The 16,646-nt window shown below is 49.0% G+C and carries 11 protein-coding genes; 2 read left to right on the top strand and 9 right to left on the bottom strand.

Annotated elements, in window-relative coordinates; genetic code table 11:
- Window positions 1-252: 252 nt before the first annotated feature.
- The 9 genes from Q0698_RS11845 to Q0698_RS11805 form a co-directional block, all read right to left on the bottom strand.
- Window positions 253-2,754: a glycoside hydrolase family 3 protein gene (locus Q0698_RS11845; RefSeq protein WP_298636859.1), complete on the bottom strand. Its 2,502-nt coding sequence runs from the start codon at window positions 2,752-2,754 to the stop codon at window positions 253-255.
- Window positions 2,755-2,869: 115 nt separating this feature from the next.
- On the bottom strand, window positions 2,870-3,553 hold the full coding sequence (locus Q0698_RS11840; RefSeq protein ID WP_298636858.1) for a DUF6445 family protein: 684 nt from the start codon (window positions 3,551-3,553) through the stop codon (window positions 2,870-2,872).
- Entirely contained in the window at window positions 3,553-5,064 is a 1,512-nt protein-coding gene (locus Q0698_RS11835) for a tryptophan halogenase family protein (RefSeq protein ID WP_298636857.1), read from the bottom strand. The genes Q0698_RS11840 and Q0698_RS11835 overlap by 1 nt, the downstream gene beginning before the upstream one ends.
- Window positions 5,064-6,101: a cupin-like domain-containing protein gene (locus Q0698_RS11830; protein ID WP_298636856.1), complete on the bottom strand. Its 1,038-nt coding sequence runs from the start codon at window positions 6,099-6,101 to the stop codon at window positions 5,064-5,066. The genes Q0698_RS11835 and Q0698_RS11830 overlap by 1 nt, the downstream gene beginning before the upstream one ends.
- Before the next feature lie 4 nt (window positions 6,102-6,105).
- Entirely contained in the window at window positions 6,106-6,831 is a 726-nt protein-coding gene (locus Q0698_RS11825) for a SapC family protein (protein ID WP_298636854.1), read from the bottom strand.
- Between the two features lie 22 nt (window positions 6,832-6,853).
- Window positions 6,854-8,392 carry a tryptophan halogenase family protein gene (locus tag Q0698_RS11820; protein WP_298636853.1) on the bottom strand — a complete coding sequence of 513 codons (1,539 nt, stop codon included), beginning with the start codon at window positions 8,390-8,392 and terminating at the stop codon, window positions 6,854-6,856.
- Between the two features lie 89 nt (window positions 8,393-8,481).
- Window positions 8,482-11,469, bottom strand: coding sequence for a TonB-dependent receptor (locus Q0698_RS11815; RefSeq protein ID WP_298636851.1), 2,988 nt, complete (start codon window positions 11,467-11,469; stop codon window positions 8,482-8,484).
- Window positions 11,470-11,655: 186 nt separating this feature from the next.
- Window positions 11,656-12,654, bottom strand: a complete 999-nt coding sequence (locus Q0698_RS11810; protein WP_298636850.1) for a LacI family DNA-binding transcriptional regulator — start codon at window positions 12,652-12,654, stop codon at window positions 11,656-11,658.
- A gap of 1 nt (window position 12,655) precedes the next feature.
- The gene (locus tag Q0698_RS11805) at window positions 12,656-13,972 is read right to left on the bottom strand and encodes a glycoside-pentoside-hexuronide (GPH):cation symporter (RefSeq protein WP_298636848.1); all 1,317 of its coding nucleotides are present in this window, start codon (window positions 13,970-13,972) and stop codon (window positions 12,656-12,658) included.
- Window positions 13,973-14,054: 82 nt separating this feature from the next.
- On the opposite strand from Q0698_RS11805, the gene Q0698_RS11800 reads away from it, so the two are divergent.
- Together Q0698_RS11800 and Q0698_RS11795 are read left to right on the top strand one after the other, a co-directional pair.
- Entirely contained in the window at window positions 14,055-15,407 is a 1,353-nt protein-coding gene (locus tag Q0698_RS11800) for an ADP-ribosylglycohydrolase family protein (RefSeq protein ID WP_298636847.1), read from the top strand.
- Between the two features lie 109 nt (window positions 15,408-15,516).
- Complete coding sequence (locus Q0698_RS11795) at window positions 15,517-16,560, top strand: lactonase family protein (RefSeq protein WP_298636846.1); 1,044 nt, start codon at window positions 15,517-15,519, stop codon at window positions 16,558-16,560.
- Window positions 16,561-16,646 lie beyond the last annotated feature (86 nt).

Raw genomic sequence — 16,646 nt, 5'->3', positions numbered from 1 at the left:
GCGATGCCAATTAACGCAATGGCATAAATCGCGGCGACCCAGAGGTCGAGGGGTTGCAGTTGCATGTGATTCTCCCAGCTGTAACAACATTATTATTATAATTTTGTCGAACCATTATTACGGATTCGATCATTATCGATAACACATGAGGCCATCTATCAGGTATTAATAAACTACTATATGAACAAAAAAAGGCGAGCGAGGACTCTTTATCACTCGCCCACCATCTTGTTCTCAGTAAGCTAACTGCTTTTAGTTAGCGACAAAGACTGGTTCACGATGATTATCTCCGGCCCAAGTATTGGCACAATCATAGTCATCGCTACCCCCGAACTCCCAACGGACTTCGGCAATTTCAATCACCACACCTTCACTCGCCTGCAGCAGTAATGGCGACTCAACACTTGCCAAACTCGCCACATCCGGTGCTAAGCAGTACAGAGGAATGGACCACTCACGCCATTCTGAAGTCTGTGCAAGTAGTGGTTGGGCATCGAGCTCGAACATCGGCATCTGTGAGGACATTCCTAGGATCAATTTAGCCTCAGCATCTGCTTGAACTGTGCGCATCATGAACTTAACGCGAGCATCATAACGACGGAAGGCCGTTTGATTAAGCGGTCCATCAAAGCTGAATGCGACAGAAGCATCCTCAGCATTAAAGCTAACGCGGCGCGCATCCTCCTGAACAACACGATCAATCAATCCTACGCTGACCTGATTTTCGTCCAGACGAACATTGGTGGCATAGGTACCCGTAAAGATATCTAGAATTTCACTTGCTACATCAATCTCGTAGCTTTCGTCCAGCATAGCGGTAATCGGCGCCATTGACTGGTAGGTTCCACCAGCGCCAATAGGAAGCACATCATCCGCAGACGATAGCGGCCAAGTACCGGGAAGGCGTCCCATAAAGTCGAAATCGCCCCAAAGCACATCGCTCACACCCTGACCTTCAGAACCGGGCAACCATGCGGCAACAAAGGCGTCAGTAGCGTTGATTTCAGGGTTGGTGAACATGGGTCTACCCGAAATGAATAGGCCCACTACTGGCTTACCCGTCGCTTTAGCTGCCTGAAGTAACGCCAGCGACTCACTGTCGAGTTTGTTGTATACAATGTGGCTGCGATCACCGTTAAATTCAGCATAGGGTGACTCACCAAACAGCACGATTATCTTGTCGAACTCGCCATTGAGATCAGAGACATCCGTTGATACAACGACTTCACTACCGAGCTCAGCACCGCGGGTAACAATTGCATCGGAAATTTTCGTCGCATTCGGGAAGTCTTCAACCGAGGTCTCCGTTCCCTGCCAAGTAATCGACCAGCCGCCCATCTGACGAGCAATATCCTCTGTCGCATTGCCAATCACTAGCACTCGCTCCCCGCCGTTTAGAGGCAAGGTCTCGTCCTGATTTTTCAGTAATACCAAACTCTGACGAACCGCATCACGAGAGAGCGCTTTAACATCGTCACCCCACAGTGCATCTTCGCTACCCGCAAGGTGGCGCTCCGAAGGCTTAACCGTATCGAACATACCGGCACGCATTTTCACGCGAAGGATACGGCGCACTGCATCGTCAACGCGTTCCTGCGAAATGATTCCTGCGTTGACGTCATCAATTGTATTGAGGAGAAAGGCTTCCCAGTCATCAGGCACCATGATCATATCGACACCCGCATTAATGGCCGAGGCACAGTGTGCGTTTGAACAACCAGGTAAATGGCCATGGCCATTCCAATCACCCACCACGAAGCCATCAAAACCCATACGCTCTTTCAGCACGGTAGTCAGCATGTAGTGGTGACCATGAAGTTTGTCGCCATTCCAACTATTGAAGGAAGCCATAACCGTTTGCGCACCAGCGGTGAGGCCGCCGACGTAACCTTGAGCATGGACATCAAATAACGCTTGCTCGCTAACTGAGGTCTCGCCTTGGTCAATACCCTCGGAGGTTCCACCGTCGCCTACAAAATGTTTAATGGTAGCGATAATATGGCCATCGCCGAAGCGATCGTCATCTTCTCCGCCCTGAATTGCGGCAACCATTTCATAGGCATAGTCACGAACCATGTCAGGGTTCTGACCGTAAGACTCATAGCTTCGGCCCCACTGGTAATCCATCGCAACAGCCACGGTTGGTGCAAAGGTCCAGTCGATACCGGTGGCGATAACCTGTTCCGCTGTCGCGCGACCAATACCTCGCATCAACTCCGGATTACCAGCAGCCCCGAGACCAAAATTATGGGGAAAGAGTACCGCCCCAAGCACGTTATTGTGGCCGTGAACCGCGTCCGTGCCCCAAATTAGCGGGATAGGCTCGTGTGGAAGGTCATCAGTGGTAGAAGCTTCCCAATAACCGTCAGCGATGGCTAGCCAGTCATCCACGCTGGCGTATCGATCGCCATTTGGATGTGAACCGCCACCATTTAAGACACTACCAAGACGATATTTCAGCACATGTTCTGGGCGAACATGGCGCAATTCACCCTGCACCATCTGAGCCACTTTATGCTCAAGTGTCATATTCTGAAGAATGGCATCAACCCTAGCTTCAAGCGCTTCGTCGACTTTCACTTCGGAGTCGATTTCTGGCCAGATAGCGGGATTACCATTAAATCCATTCGCTAGGCGGGTATGTTGCATTGGGTCAGTGTAGGTCTCTCCTAACGTACCCTCATCAGATGGAGACTGAGAGCAACCAATGCCTGAAATTCCGATAGTAATGGCAATAGCAAGTAGCTTTTTCATTATTCTAATCCATTTGCTTAGTTGAACGATGATAGATGAAAACCAAATGTAAGCGCTTTCAAATTTAAATTAGTGTAGCGAATCATTAATTAATAAACAAGTTGTACCGCTGAAACTAGGTGAATTTGAGAAATATGTTAGCGGTAAGCCGCCCGGCGTCCAGCTCCGATGAAATATCTAAACTGGCATCTACCTGGGTTGAGTGCAGAAGGTTGCCTGGATAGACCACGATTCGACCAGCTTTATAAGCAACCTTAGCAACCTGCTCGAAACTGGTATCACTGGAAGTGATGTAGGTATCGCGCACTGAATCGCTTGTCAGCTCCTGATTCAAACGGTTGAAATATTCCTGCTCATTCGCATCAGTAATCTGCGACCAACCGGTAGCGCGATGCCGATAAAATGCTGTACCGCCATGTTGGCCGTCATTAAGGTAGTGCAGCACCGCAAAGTTAAGGGCTTCCGTTGCATCGATGTGGGGCATTGTTTGCGCCAAGCTTAACTCACCAGGGGAGCGGGTTATTAGCGAATACACCGCTTGATTTAACCCTACCTGATAGCGCGAGGGGATATTGTAAATATCGTATAACTGATGATAGATAGCGCCGACCACCTTTTCTATATAGGGCATCGCCAACGGCGCTCGAACCCCTGGATAGTAGGTATCGGCGACAGTAAACGTTGCACTCCGAGCACTCTCCTTCGCCATCTTCGTCAGCGCGGGATCAACGTCATCGAAGATCAGGAGCGGTGTCCGCTGATCGCCAATGCTGAGTATCTCCGGTTTCCAACCCATCATTAGGCCATCGCTGCGCGCTTAGCCGGGCAATAATGCTGCAAAAATTCCTCATGCTTTGGCCACGCCGCTACTTGCTTGGTGAAGGAAGTTTTTATATTTTCCAGAAAACGCTGCAACTCATCATTACTCATGACATCTACCGCTGGGTGGTAGTGCTGCGGCAGAAGGCCCTGTCCAATCATGACCTGTAACCATGAAGCTTCACCAAATAGTTCGGCACCGTGCTTATACACTCGCCCACTTTGCAAGAACATATCGAGGCGATGTTGGAGAGAATCTGGAATCTGCATGTTTTTGCAGTGGCGCCAAAACGGCGTATCGTCGCGCTCTGTGACATGATAATGCAGGACAATAAAGTCCAAAATATTATGCATTTCCATCAAACTCTGCTCATTGAACTCATCACGAACTGCTGACTCTATCCCGTCGTATGGGAAGAGCTGCAGCAACCTTAAGACACTGCGCTGAATCAAATGAATACTGGTAGATTCCAATGGTTCAATAAAACCGCTTGATAGTCCTACAGCAACACAGTTTCGGTGCCAGTGTTTTCTACGGGTACCTGTGCGGAATTTAATGGCGCGAGGCTCAGTCTGAGTCTCACCTTCAATATTACCTAGCAGGGTACTGCGAGCTTCGTCATCAGAGCAGAAACGACTACTATAAACCAGACCATTTCCTACCCGAGTTTGCAGTGGGATTCGCCACTGCCACCCAGCGCCGTGAGCGATAGAACGAGTGTAAGGAATCGGCGACTCCACCGAACTAGTCTGCACGGCAAGCGCCCTATCACAGGGAAGCCAGTGACTCCAATCGTGATAGCCCGCATGGAGAGTCTCCTCAATAAGTAAGCCACGGAATCCAGTGCAATCAATGAATAGGTCGCCCTCAATCACGTCACCTGATTCCATCTGTAACGCCGCAATGTCCCCGTCCGAGAAACAGTCAACGGCACGAATCTTTCCTTCAACACGTTTTACGCCATGTTTTTCAGAAAATTCGCGCAAAAATTTAGCATAGGCCGTGGCATCGAGGTGCAGCGCATGATTACGATCTTGATTCGGTGACACTGCGAAGCGTTGCGCCTCACAGGCAATATGCTCTTTACAATAATCGCCAATCTGTGAGGCAAAGCCTAGCTGCTGCCCCTTAAGCCAAAAGTGCTGAAACCCCGCCGCCCAGTGATCTTGACCAAGGTAGCCAAAGGAGTGGATATAGTCTTGGTCCTTCTGGCGCCAGTTTTCAAATTTGATACCCAATTTAAAGGTCGCATTCGTGGCCTTCATGACATCCGCTTCGGTCAGGCCCAGAACATCATGAAAGAGGTGTAAAGTAGGGATAGTAGCTTCGCCCACGCCAATAGTACCAATTTGGTCGGATTCAACTAGGGTGATGTCTAGCTGCTTACCCAAAAGCTTGCCAAATGCTGCTGCGGTCATCCAACCAGCCGTTCCTCCTCCGGCGATTACTACCCGTTGAACTCGACCACTTTGCTGAGCTGTTGTTGTCATTATTTTGCCCTCGATAACTGACGCATAATATCGTCCAAAGTTTGCCGAACGATATCGCTGTTAGGATGATCCGCCAACAACCGCTGTGCGGCTGCAGGTAATTGTTCCTGCGCTAAACTAGGATCATCAAATACATAGAAATTAAAGATACTCTGCCACGCTGCTTTTTCCTGTGGAGCGAGGTTACGAATAGCCAACATTGCGGCTTTGAGTGCAGCTGACGGAACGAGGCCGTTGCCTTCCTCGGCAAGCCACCAATGGTTATACAGCACATTAAAGTCACCTAGAGACTCTACATGATGCCACCACATGCTCGGGATATAGAGTGCGTCGCCCGGTTCCAAGGTTACGGAGAGTCCTGTCTCAATAGCAGTGCGGAAACGCGGGAACTGTTCAAAATCGATGGCCTCGAAATCTACCAGACTAACTTCCTGGCCACCGGGAGCAAAATCAAAGGGTCCGGGATAGAGGTTATTTATCTGTCCAGTTGGGAACAATGTAAAACGACGACGCCCTACTAAATTACAGGCCAGGTTTCGCGGATAATCATAATGCGCCGCAATGGTGCACGGCGAACTCACCCAAAGATAGGGGAAGGCTACTTCAGCAAGGTCTACCGAGTGATTGTCGGCAAACTTAGGGAACCATTGACGCACATCCGTTGAGCCCATGTAAACGGCCTCACCGTTCTCTTTCTCTTGCTGCTCATTGAGTGTATCGAAGAAAGTCTGCAGCGAAATTCTTCCGCCACTGTAATTAAACTGCTGAAGGTTGGCCGAGTAAAACACCTTCCCTCGTTCCTTCGCCGGTACCCGACTTGCGCTCACCGGCTTGCCGTTATACTCAGATAATAAGAGTGCTTGCGCGGCCAAATCACCCTCTTGGCCTGCCCTCACTAACGGGAAGTCAGAGCAAAAATTTCGCAAAACCTTCGGCTCCGTAAGATGGTTTAAGGCAACTTGGAGCCCCGCACCCACATCGCCCTCAAAGTCAGCGACCGTAGCCAGATCAAAGTCATGAATGCTCGGCAAGGTCATGTAATTAGCCCAATTGCTGATTTTTGAATTCGATTAGTCGCTTAACCTGGCTGTGCGAGGCGCAGATATAATAAATGGCTGCAAGATCCTTAGATTTGTACAAATCCTTGAGTTGATCGTCGTTCAGCTCATTGAGTCGATCTTCATTGATAGTGTGTAAGCCAACCATTTCATGCTTATTACCGTCGGCAAGTGTAATAGACAGCGTCACCGGTTCAATGAGGTTCAATTCTGTCAGCTTCGCGACAAACCGCTGGGCGTCATTCAAACCGTGATGGATGGTCTCTAACATATCCGCAACCTGTTGAAGGTATTGTGACTGGCCGCCATGCTCATCAAAAAGCGCCACTCCGTCTTCTTGGTTCACACGCGGACTCTTCGTATCAAGGAGGACAACTCGCTGAGGTTTAGACTCGCCGTTTTCCTCAACGGTTTGTTGACCAATTAAAAACGGCTGACGCTGAACCATAAGCGGTAAGTAATTTGCTTGCCACTTGCCATCTTGGATAAATAGGTTTGAACCGCTCTCGAAGCCATGTAACGCTACGGGTAGCAGCGAGTTAAGTTCAACATCATGGTGAAAAAAGAGCGGATACTCGCCCTGTAACGAGCGGAATTCCCATGGGAAGGTCACACTAAAAAATTGCTGTCCGACTAACTCTTGGCTTGTGCCTCGGTTGATTTTCACATGCTGATGGTCAGCTTTATTCACTACTTCATGGTTCGACATAACTCGCCCTTTCTAATTATCGTTATAGGATTGATGTCTTCGCTGATATCAAAGACTGCAGAAGCGCCCGATTAGTAGGCAGCCCCTGGCGATACTTTTGCTGGCGCCGCTGAATGTCTTCAATCAACGTCACCAGCTGTTGATGATCACGTTCACTACACTGTAGCGGCTGGGAATTTCCGGTAATACCGTAAAAAATATACTGATAGCTGGCACTGGGAAACAGCGCATTGCTTGCAAAATCATCTGTCGACGGTTGACGATTTCCCCACAGTGCCAGTTTATCTGCCAAGCCCATGGGCCAGCTATCGGGATTGATATGATCCTGCCAATAGTCCGAGTCGCGCTGGCTAAAAACATAATGCAACTTGAGAAATTCGACAATATTTTCCCAATGGGCCAAGAACTTACGATTGAACTGAGTGGCTAAGATCGGTAACGAGGCCGTTGCGCAGGGTAGATTACGCGCAATAAACTTTGCCGATTCCTCAACTAAAACAATGGCCGTGGCTTCAAGTGGCTCCAAAAAACCGGCGGCCATGCCGATTGCCACACAGTTCTTGTGCCAAAATTGTTTTTTATGACTGGGATTGAACTCCAAGTGTTTCGCGTCAAGTGTTTGCACTGCTCCCACGCCGGTTTGCTCTAAATAGTCGCGTAATCGCTGCTCCGCCTCGGCTTCCGAGAGGTGACGACTACTGTAAACAATACCTGTACCTCGACGGGTCTGGAGTGCGATATCCCAAATCCAACCCTCGTCGTGCGCGGTTGCTTTAGTTAGCGATGGAATAGCTTCGGAATCAGAGCTGTAGGGAGCTTGAATAGCCACCGCTCGATCGTTGAAAAGGACATCGGCCACGCTTTCATTAGCAATGCCTAGCGCCTCACCCAGCAATAAACTGCGACTGCCGGTGCAATCAACAAAGAGGTCTGCCGTGATAGTTTGGCCTGATTCTAGCATTAACGACTCAATGCCCTGCTCGCTAACATCAACACTTTGAAGGTTTGTTCTAAGTAATTCGACACCCAGATTTTCGACCGAATGCTCTCGCAAGAGCTCCGCGAACTCACCGGCATTAAGGTGGTAACCGTAGTTTAGCGCGAAGGCATATTCAGGCGTAGTCGCTTGTTTTGGCGCAAGACCCTCTTTGGCCAACAACCCTTGGACGCTGAAGCGATCAGCAAAGGGGACGCTATCCTGTTGTGCGCTCCAATGTTGGCCGGCGGGAATATCCGCGGCTACTTCAGCAACGGTAAAAGGATGTACATAGTGATGACTGGCATGATTCCAGCCAATGAATTCGGTTCCCTGCTTAAAGCTTGCACTACAGCGAGAGAGAAACTGTGATTCTTTAATACCAATGGCTTGTAGAGATGAACGCATGGATGGCCAGGTTCCCTCACCAACACCAATGGTGGGTATATTAGGAGATTCTACTAAGGTAACTCTAAGTGGGTATTGCGGAGCATTTTGTGCACTGGCAGCAAGAAGTGCTGCACTCAACCAACCGGCTGTGCCGCCGCCAACAATGACAATGTGAGTGACAGTTTGCGATTTCATAACAACAGATTACCGCAGGGTGTTCAGACAGTGAAGAAAAAAAGACGCCGAGAAACTCGGCGTCAACTTGGGAATCCAACTACTTGCAGTTAGAAAGCGTAACGTGCGCCAACCACCCAGCGAGCTCCTCGCTCCTGGAGACTCAACACCTGCTGAGAGGCACGACCATGGGTGCGTGATGCTTCGTCAGTAATGTTGTAGCCTTCAACCATCAACTGAAGACCTTCAAGCATTGGTAGTGAGTAAGAGATACTCAAATCAATTTGCTGATAGGCTTCCGTATAGGTTGGGTTGGCTCCGGTACCATCACCGGTAGCGCTGAGGAACTTATCACGCCAGTTCCACGCGACACGAGCTGACCAGGCATCGTTCTCAAAGAAACCAACTAAGTTTGCGGTGTCTGAGATACCTAAGATAGCCTCTTGCGGCGTGAGCACATAGTTATCAAATTCATTATCTTGATTCACTAATGTGTAGTTAGCCTGCATACCAAAGCCTGACTCGCCAAACACATGTTGAACGGCTAGTTCAACACCATCAATGGTCTCTTCACGTTCATTGTTGGTCGGGATGGTCACATCAAAAACTAAATCATTATCGGTAGCGGAATCACCACTAATCACACCTACGCCACGAACATAGGGATCCGAAGGATCTACCAATGCATCGGAGCCGTAGTTGGTGAAGATGTAGTCGCGAATATCGGTGGAATTGCTTCCTACCGCTGCAACCGCCTCGTCATACTTAGCTCCATCTGCCGGGTTAGGTAGATTGAACACCGTGGATTCAACAATTGAGTTACCAATGAAGTTAGTAAGGTTCTTAGTAAACAGACCTACTGACGCGTAGCTTGAATCGTTGTAGTACCACTCCAACGACAGATCGAAGTTCTCGGACTCCAAAGGTTCCAAGCCTGGGTTACCAGCCGAACCACTACCACCACCTCGATTAGCAATAGTACCAATTACCGTACCACCTTTAATTGAGTTGTAGTCTGGGCGTGAGATAGTTTGACTGTAGCCCGCACGAGCAATGATATCTTCGGTCACATCAATATTGAAATTGATGTTAGGTAAGAGGACATCGTAACTGCCGTCTTGAACCAAAAGCGTTAGCGGATTGGCACTATCACGAACCAAAACGATTTCGGTATCCGCTACCCAGTCAGCACCCGCATAGTTCGCAGAGTATGCGACTGAATTCACATCTGTTTCTTCGTAGCGTAAACCTACGTGAACGCTCCATGGCATTGCCGCAGAGTCATCACGGTAGTTCCACTGACCATAAACAGCATTCGTTGTTTCTTCCGTTAAACGATCAGTATCCGTGCCAAACTGTGTTGATGGGCAGAACATCGTGCCACAATCGCCAACTAGCGCATCCGCAGGGAAAGAACTTGGTGTGTAAAGACCTTCCGCCGCAGCTCGAAGCGATTCAAAATCAAAATCGAAGTAGACATTCTGAACCTCAGCACCGCCCACTTCAGAGAAGTCTCCGCGCGCTGAATCAAACTGATCCATAATAGATTTCGCAGGGAATAAGCTTGGGTCTAGATCGCCAGCAGCGCCTACACCACCCCAATCGTTTCGCTGAATATTAACGCTCTGCGAGTGATTGCTTACTTTTGTACTGCTAACGCCGAAATCTAAGTCACTCTCCTCAGAGAACATGAAGTTACCATTTAACTGATATTGGTCAACTTCAGAGAAATCCTGAGAATTACCAAACACACTACCCGTTACACGCATATCGGAAGGGAGAACTGCGTTACCACCGCCCACCGCTAGCATTGGCAGATCTTCAGTGAAGTCAGCCGTTGCTGAGGTACGAATAAATGCAGCGGTTGATAGAGTGTTACTTGATCCATTCTTCGAATCTGGAGTGCGTTCAGCAGTCGATTGCGAAGCATCGAATTCCAACCAAAGTGCATCGCTCACCTGCCATTCAAAGTTGAAGCCTAGTGCATCACCTTGGTAGCGATTAGCAAAGTCAGCCGCGGCCATTGATAAATCGGCCGGAGAGCCATAGGTCTCTGAATAAATTAGCGGGGCCGAAACCGGGCCATCCGTCCACACGTTCTCGGATGGCGCAAAAGTAAACCACGCTGAGATTTCATTTGACTGAGTCGCGATCGAATTTTCGTAGTAGTTGTAATCCAATGTTGCCGTCATATCATCAGACGGTGCCCACTGCAGCACTAACTGACCATTAAAGCGTTCCCGCTGCTGTTGTTCGAACTTGTAAATGGTGGTCTGAGGTACTGAGTACACATCGTTCGGACCCGGACGATTAACCTGTCCAGTCTGTGGCACACCGCCCCATGAATTTGTGTTGTCCTGATCACCTGTGAAGCTACGCCACCCTGTCCCGACATTAGCTTGCGCAGAACCGGATTCACGCTCTGAATAGGCACCCGAAATCGAAATGCCAAACTTGTCGTCAGCAAACTTCGTTGAATAGATACCCGACAGTTCTGGAGAAACCGTACTGTCCTCGGCTGACTCGTCGTACATACCTTTAACTGTCACTGACGCGCGAGTTTCGCGATTATCTAGCGGACGATTGGTTAAGAGGTTAATAGTAGAACCGATACCACCCGTCGGCATGCTCGCATCCGAAGTTTTATAAACGGAAACGCCCGTTACCATTTCCGAGGCAACATTTTGGAAGTCGAAGCTTCGACCGCCGGTTGTTCGAGCTAGCGTACGACCATCGAGCAACACCAAATTCTGATCGGGACCAATACCACGAACACTAACTCGAGAGCCTTCGCCGTTCGCTCGGTCAATCGACACACCGGTGATACGCTGAAGCGACTCAGCAAGGTTAGTGTCTGGGAATTTACCGATATCTTCAGCCGAGATTGCATCAACGATACCATCGTTATTACGTTTTACGTCTACTGCACGATCGAGCGATGCTCTGAAGCCGACAACTTCAACAGTCTCTAGGACTAAATTAGGATCTTCATTTTGATCTTGAGCCATTGCGCCGGTGGACGACATCATTGCTCCCAGTGCAACCGACAAGCCAGTAGCAAGTCTGGTACGGCTAAACGGTACCTTATTATTTATCATTATAATCTCCGAGATTTTTCAATAATTATTATGCTTCTCTTTTTATGTAAGCGCTTACTTTTACAACCCCTAATTCTTACCCATAAATGTAAGCGCTTGCATAAACCTAACGAAATTTCATTGTAGCGTCAACAAAAGATTAAGTATTTAACGTAATTTTGACATATCGATAGAGCTAGCTACGCACTAAATTTTTGCGAGTGATTCACGCTCAACCAGTGAGGGCTTCACTAGTGACATGTGGCCTACGCTGTGATGACCATAACAGGAAGAAAGAACCCAATTGGCGGCGTAGCTCGCCATTTCACCAATGGGGTGGTCAATGGTAGTTAAAGCAGGATAGAGATATTTAGCGTGAGTGACATCATCAAAGCCCACTACAGAAACATCTTGGGGAACCGAAATTCCCTGCTCTCGGAGCTTCAACAAAACTCCAGATGCCATCTCATCATTCGCACAGACTATTGCACGGTAATTGGGATTCTGAGTAAGTGCCTTTGCAGCACATTCGTAGCCGCTGGGAGCAAGATAATCGCCCTCATAGAGGTCCTGCTCTTTCCATGGCAATCCCGCTTCAACCAATGCTCGGCGATGCCCCGCCAGACGCTGACTGGCGTCCACCTTCCAACTTGGCCCTGAAATGTAGGCAATTTCTCGATGTCCTGCGGCAATAACCGCCTTGGCAGCTAAGTAACCTCCCAACTCATTATCAAGATCTACGGAGGCGACCGTTTCAGAATCAACCTGCCGACCGATTACCACGATAGGCACACCCTCCTTCTCTACTTGCTCAAGATAACTATCGCTCACAGACTCAACATGCAAAATGAGGGCGTCAACGCGTCTAGCTAGAAGGAATTGAATCGCATTTTTCTCGGACTCTTCGTTCGAGTGGCCCGCGGTAAAAATGGCGTGGATGTTAGCGGCACGAAATTTTGCTTCGATATTGGTCATCATGGGACCGTAAAAAGGGCCGTCTAGCTCCGAGATCACAATGCCGACTGTGTCAGTTCGGTTCGTAGCGAGAGAGCGAGCAATGGCATTAGGCCTAAAACCCAGTTCCTTCATTGCCGCCTCAACTTTAACTCGCGTACTCTCGCGCACCTTTGCGCTGTTATTGACAACGCGAGACACGGTAGCTAATGAGACTCCAGCCAACTTTGAAACTTCATAGATTGTAGCCACGCTAAGCTCCCGGTAAGTTTTCTGTCGAATCTGGCTGAGTGAGCTTTTTATACCACATCGAGAGCGCCGCAACGATAATAAAAAATACCGCAGGAAAGACACTAAAGCCCATCGCAATGGTTTCTTTGGACGTCTCCGTTAGCTGAGCCCCCGCTTCATAGTCCGCTAACATTAGTACCCAGACCGCTAACGCTCCGCCTATTGCGACGCCCACTTTTATCATAAATATCACGGTAGACACCACCACGCCTGCTTGACGAATTCCAGTCTTAGCTTCACCAAAACGAGCGGTCTCGGTGATCATTGCCCAAAAAATGGGGGCATGCGACTGAAATACGAAACACCATACTAGATACGCACCAATACCTGCATAGGCATTACCGGGAGGAGCCAAGACAGCGATACTCGACACCACCGCAGTTACGACCATGATAACGGCTAGAACACTCGCTTTGTTGTAGTGCTTAGGTAATTGGTTCACCGCCAAGCATCCCAGCATATTCAATAGCATCCCGGCTGCCAATACCGCGGAGACATGGTCACCCATCGCCAAGAAATATCGTAAGTAGTAAATGGCTAAGGTTGTTTTAATCACATTCCCGGTGAGTAACATAAGCGCCATAAAAGTGATCAAACGCCAGTGATAATTGCGCCAAAGCGCCTGAATATCTTCAATCAATGTGTGGCCTGGCTCATTTCGGACCACAACTCGTTCACGGGTACCACGAAAACAGAACCAGAATAGAACAACACCAACGGTAGCCATTAGACCCACAGGGATGAAATACCCTCCAGCAAGGTCAATAAACTCAAAATAATCTACCAACGGCCCCATTACTGCCGTAACAATAATGCCGCCCAGCATGGCACCAATGAACCGGTAGGACTGAATGCTGACCTGATCTTTGGGGTCTGGTGAAATTACAGCGGCTAATGCCGAATAGGGAATGTTTACCGCCGTGTAAGCCATCATCATCAGCGTATAAGTGATATAGGCATAGACCAATCGGCCTGCATAATCGTAGTCGGGCACAATGAAAACCACAGCGAAACAAATACCAAGTGGGATTGCCCCGCCGCAAATGTATGGTCGATAGGCCCCCCAACGAGACTTGGTTCGATCGGCCACATAGCCCAGCAGCGGATCCGTCACTGCATCAATCACTCGCACCACCAAAAACAACATCCCCACGTCAGCGGGCTCAAGGCCCATTTTGTCCGTGTAGAAGAACGCCAGGTAGAGGAGCACAACCTGAAAAACGAGGTTACTCGCCACATCGCCTAAGCTATAAGCCACTTTTTCCCGACGCGAAATCATCTGCTGATAATCCAAAGCTATTGTTATAAGAATGGCTACATCATAGAGTTAATTATGCCAACTATTCAAACGGAAGCTCACTATGCCTATCAAGACGCTACCCTATTGCCTCATATTGTCTTTACTTTTAGCGCTCCCTTCTTGCGGTCAGCCGCGCGATGAACAACCAAATTATTATGAGATTTCGAGAGCGGATTATCAGGACCATCTCGAAGGATTTTGGTTAGGACTTTCCATTGCTAACTGGACAGGTCTGGTTACTGAAATGGACAAAATTGGCGGCGAAGGTCAGCACGGTCAGTTCTACACGCGCGATGATTGGGGTAAGCCAGACCAGCCTAGCATTTGGGGCCAGGGTGTTCCCAGTGACCTGTCTGCCAATATTGACTGGGTACTCGTTGAACCCGGGGAGTCATGGGGTGCTGATGATGACACTGATATCGAATATATCTACCTTGATCTGCTAGCGAAGTCTCCATCGGTGCGACTTAGCGGCGAACAAATTCGCTCCGCGTGGATAGCACATATCTATCGCGACGACGAAACCCCCTTCTCGACGACTGAGGGGCAACCAGAGAATTATCTTTGGGTATCTAACGAAGCGGCCTTTGAGTTGATGCTTAACGATGGCCTTATTCCTCCTTTAACCTCTGATCCAGAACTCAACCCTCACACGGATATGATTGATGCACAGTTAACGACAGAACTCTTTGGTGCGCTTACCCCTGCTCGTCCAGACATCGCTCAATCTTTGGCTGAACTCCCCATTCGCACCACCGCAAGATCCCACGCAGAATACGCGGCTCAGTTCTATGTAACGCTGCACTCTCTGGCACTGGTGAACGACGAACAGCGAAGTCGAGCGGAGCAAATTCATTGGCTAGCTATGCAGGGTCGCCTCACACTTCCCAATGATTCTTACACCGCAGCGATGTTCGACTTCGTCCAACAGCAATACCAACAGGGGGTAGCTTGGGAAGCCACCCGCGATGAGCTTTATCAACGTTATCAAGTTGAACAGCAGGATGGCTACGATATCAGTTCTCGAGACCTATATTGCAATGGCTGTTTTGCTGCGGGCATTAACTTTGGTGCAAGTATTATCAGCCTCCTATACGGCGAAGGCGACTATCAAAACACCGTGAAATTGGCGGTATTGATGGGTTGGGATTCCGATAATCCGGCGGCCACCTGGGGCGGCCTTATTGGGCTTATGGATGGACGAGCTAAACTGGCACAACAGTTTGACACACCGCTCTCGGACAGCTTTAACATTGGTCGAACGCGTAAGAATTTCCCGAATAATGGCCTCGATACCTTTCCCCAGATGGCGGCAAGAGGGGTGCTTATAATCGACCGCATTGTGAGTGAAGAACTAGATGGCATCGTCGATCTCGAGGAGGAGGTTTGGCTGATCCCTCGCTCAGTCGACTAAAGACTTCAACGCGCCGTCTTGCGGATAAGCAATGTTGTCGGCGCTTGCTGCGACGGATCAATCTCGTCTAAGCTAGCGACAATTTTCTCCAACGTAGGATTTCCAAATTATGTTTAAGTTCCCTATTTTTCTGTCTGTTCTTCTGGCTGCAAGCAGCGCTAGTTTCGCTCAGACTGTAAGCTACGCTATTGGCACCTACACCAGCGGGAGCAGTGAGGGAATCTACGAACTCCAATTTAACCAAGAGTCCTTGACCGTCGAGTTAGCACTTATAGCTGCCATGGAAAACCCTAGCTTCGTACTCATTGCTAATGATCAATTGATTGCCACTAACGAAACTAACCAAGGAGCCATCAGCATTCTTAAACACCAGCAACTGAGTCAGATACTCTCTGCCGAAGCGCACACTTGCCACGCAGCCATCTCGGCTAACGGTGAATGGTTGGCAGCGGCTAATTATTCAGGTGGTTCGAGCTCCGTGTATAGGAAGGAGAATGACCAGTTCAGCGACTACCATACCTTCCAACATGTGGGCCATGGGACCCATCCCGACCGACAGGAGGGGCCGCACGCACACTGGGTTGGCTGGCTTAGCGATAATTCACTGCTAGCGGTGGATCTCGGCACGGACGAAATTTACCAGCATATGCCCTCTAGTAAGACCTCATCAACCGTGTATCAAGGGCAACCAGGCGATGGTATTCGTCATCTCGCCATAACGGAGGATGAGCAACGTATTTTTGTGGTCAACGAACTAAGTAATAGCGTTGTTAGCGCTCGAAGGAATGCTGCCGGAACCTTCATTGAACAACACCGAGCCAGCTTACTTCCCGCTGATTATAGGGGCGGGCAAGCCTCGCACATTAGCCTTAATTCAAGCGAAGACCGTCTATATGTCGCCAACCGTGGACACAACAGTATTGCCGTATACGCTGTCGCCGAAAATGATTCCCTCGAACTACTTCAGCACCGAAGTGTTGAGGGCGATTGGCCACGAATGTTTTTGGTTGATGAACAAAATGAAGTGGTTCTAGTCGCCAACCAAAATTCGGGGAACGTTGTGATCTTCTCGCTTGAAGCCAACGGAATCATTGGCGATACCTTAGCCGTAATTGCTCTTGATACGCCTACGGCTATCGTCAAATTACCCTAAGATTTGAAATCTGAAAATATACAGAATTACCACCCGTTTCAGTAGCTAAATGAACGGCTATTTACGCGAGGATAGATGATCAATCC

The sequence above is a fragment of the uncultured Umboniibacter sp. genome (assembly GCF_947497555.1).
Classification (GTDB): Bacteria; Pseudomonadota; Gammaproteobacteria; order Pseudomonadales; family DSM-25080; genus Umboniibacter.
This window is presented reverse-complemented; position numbering and strand designations above follow the sequence as displayed.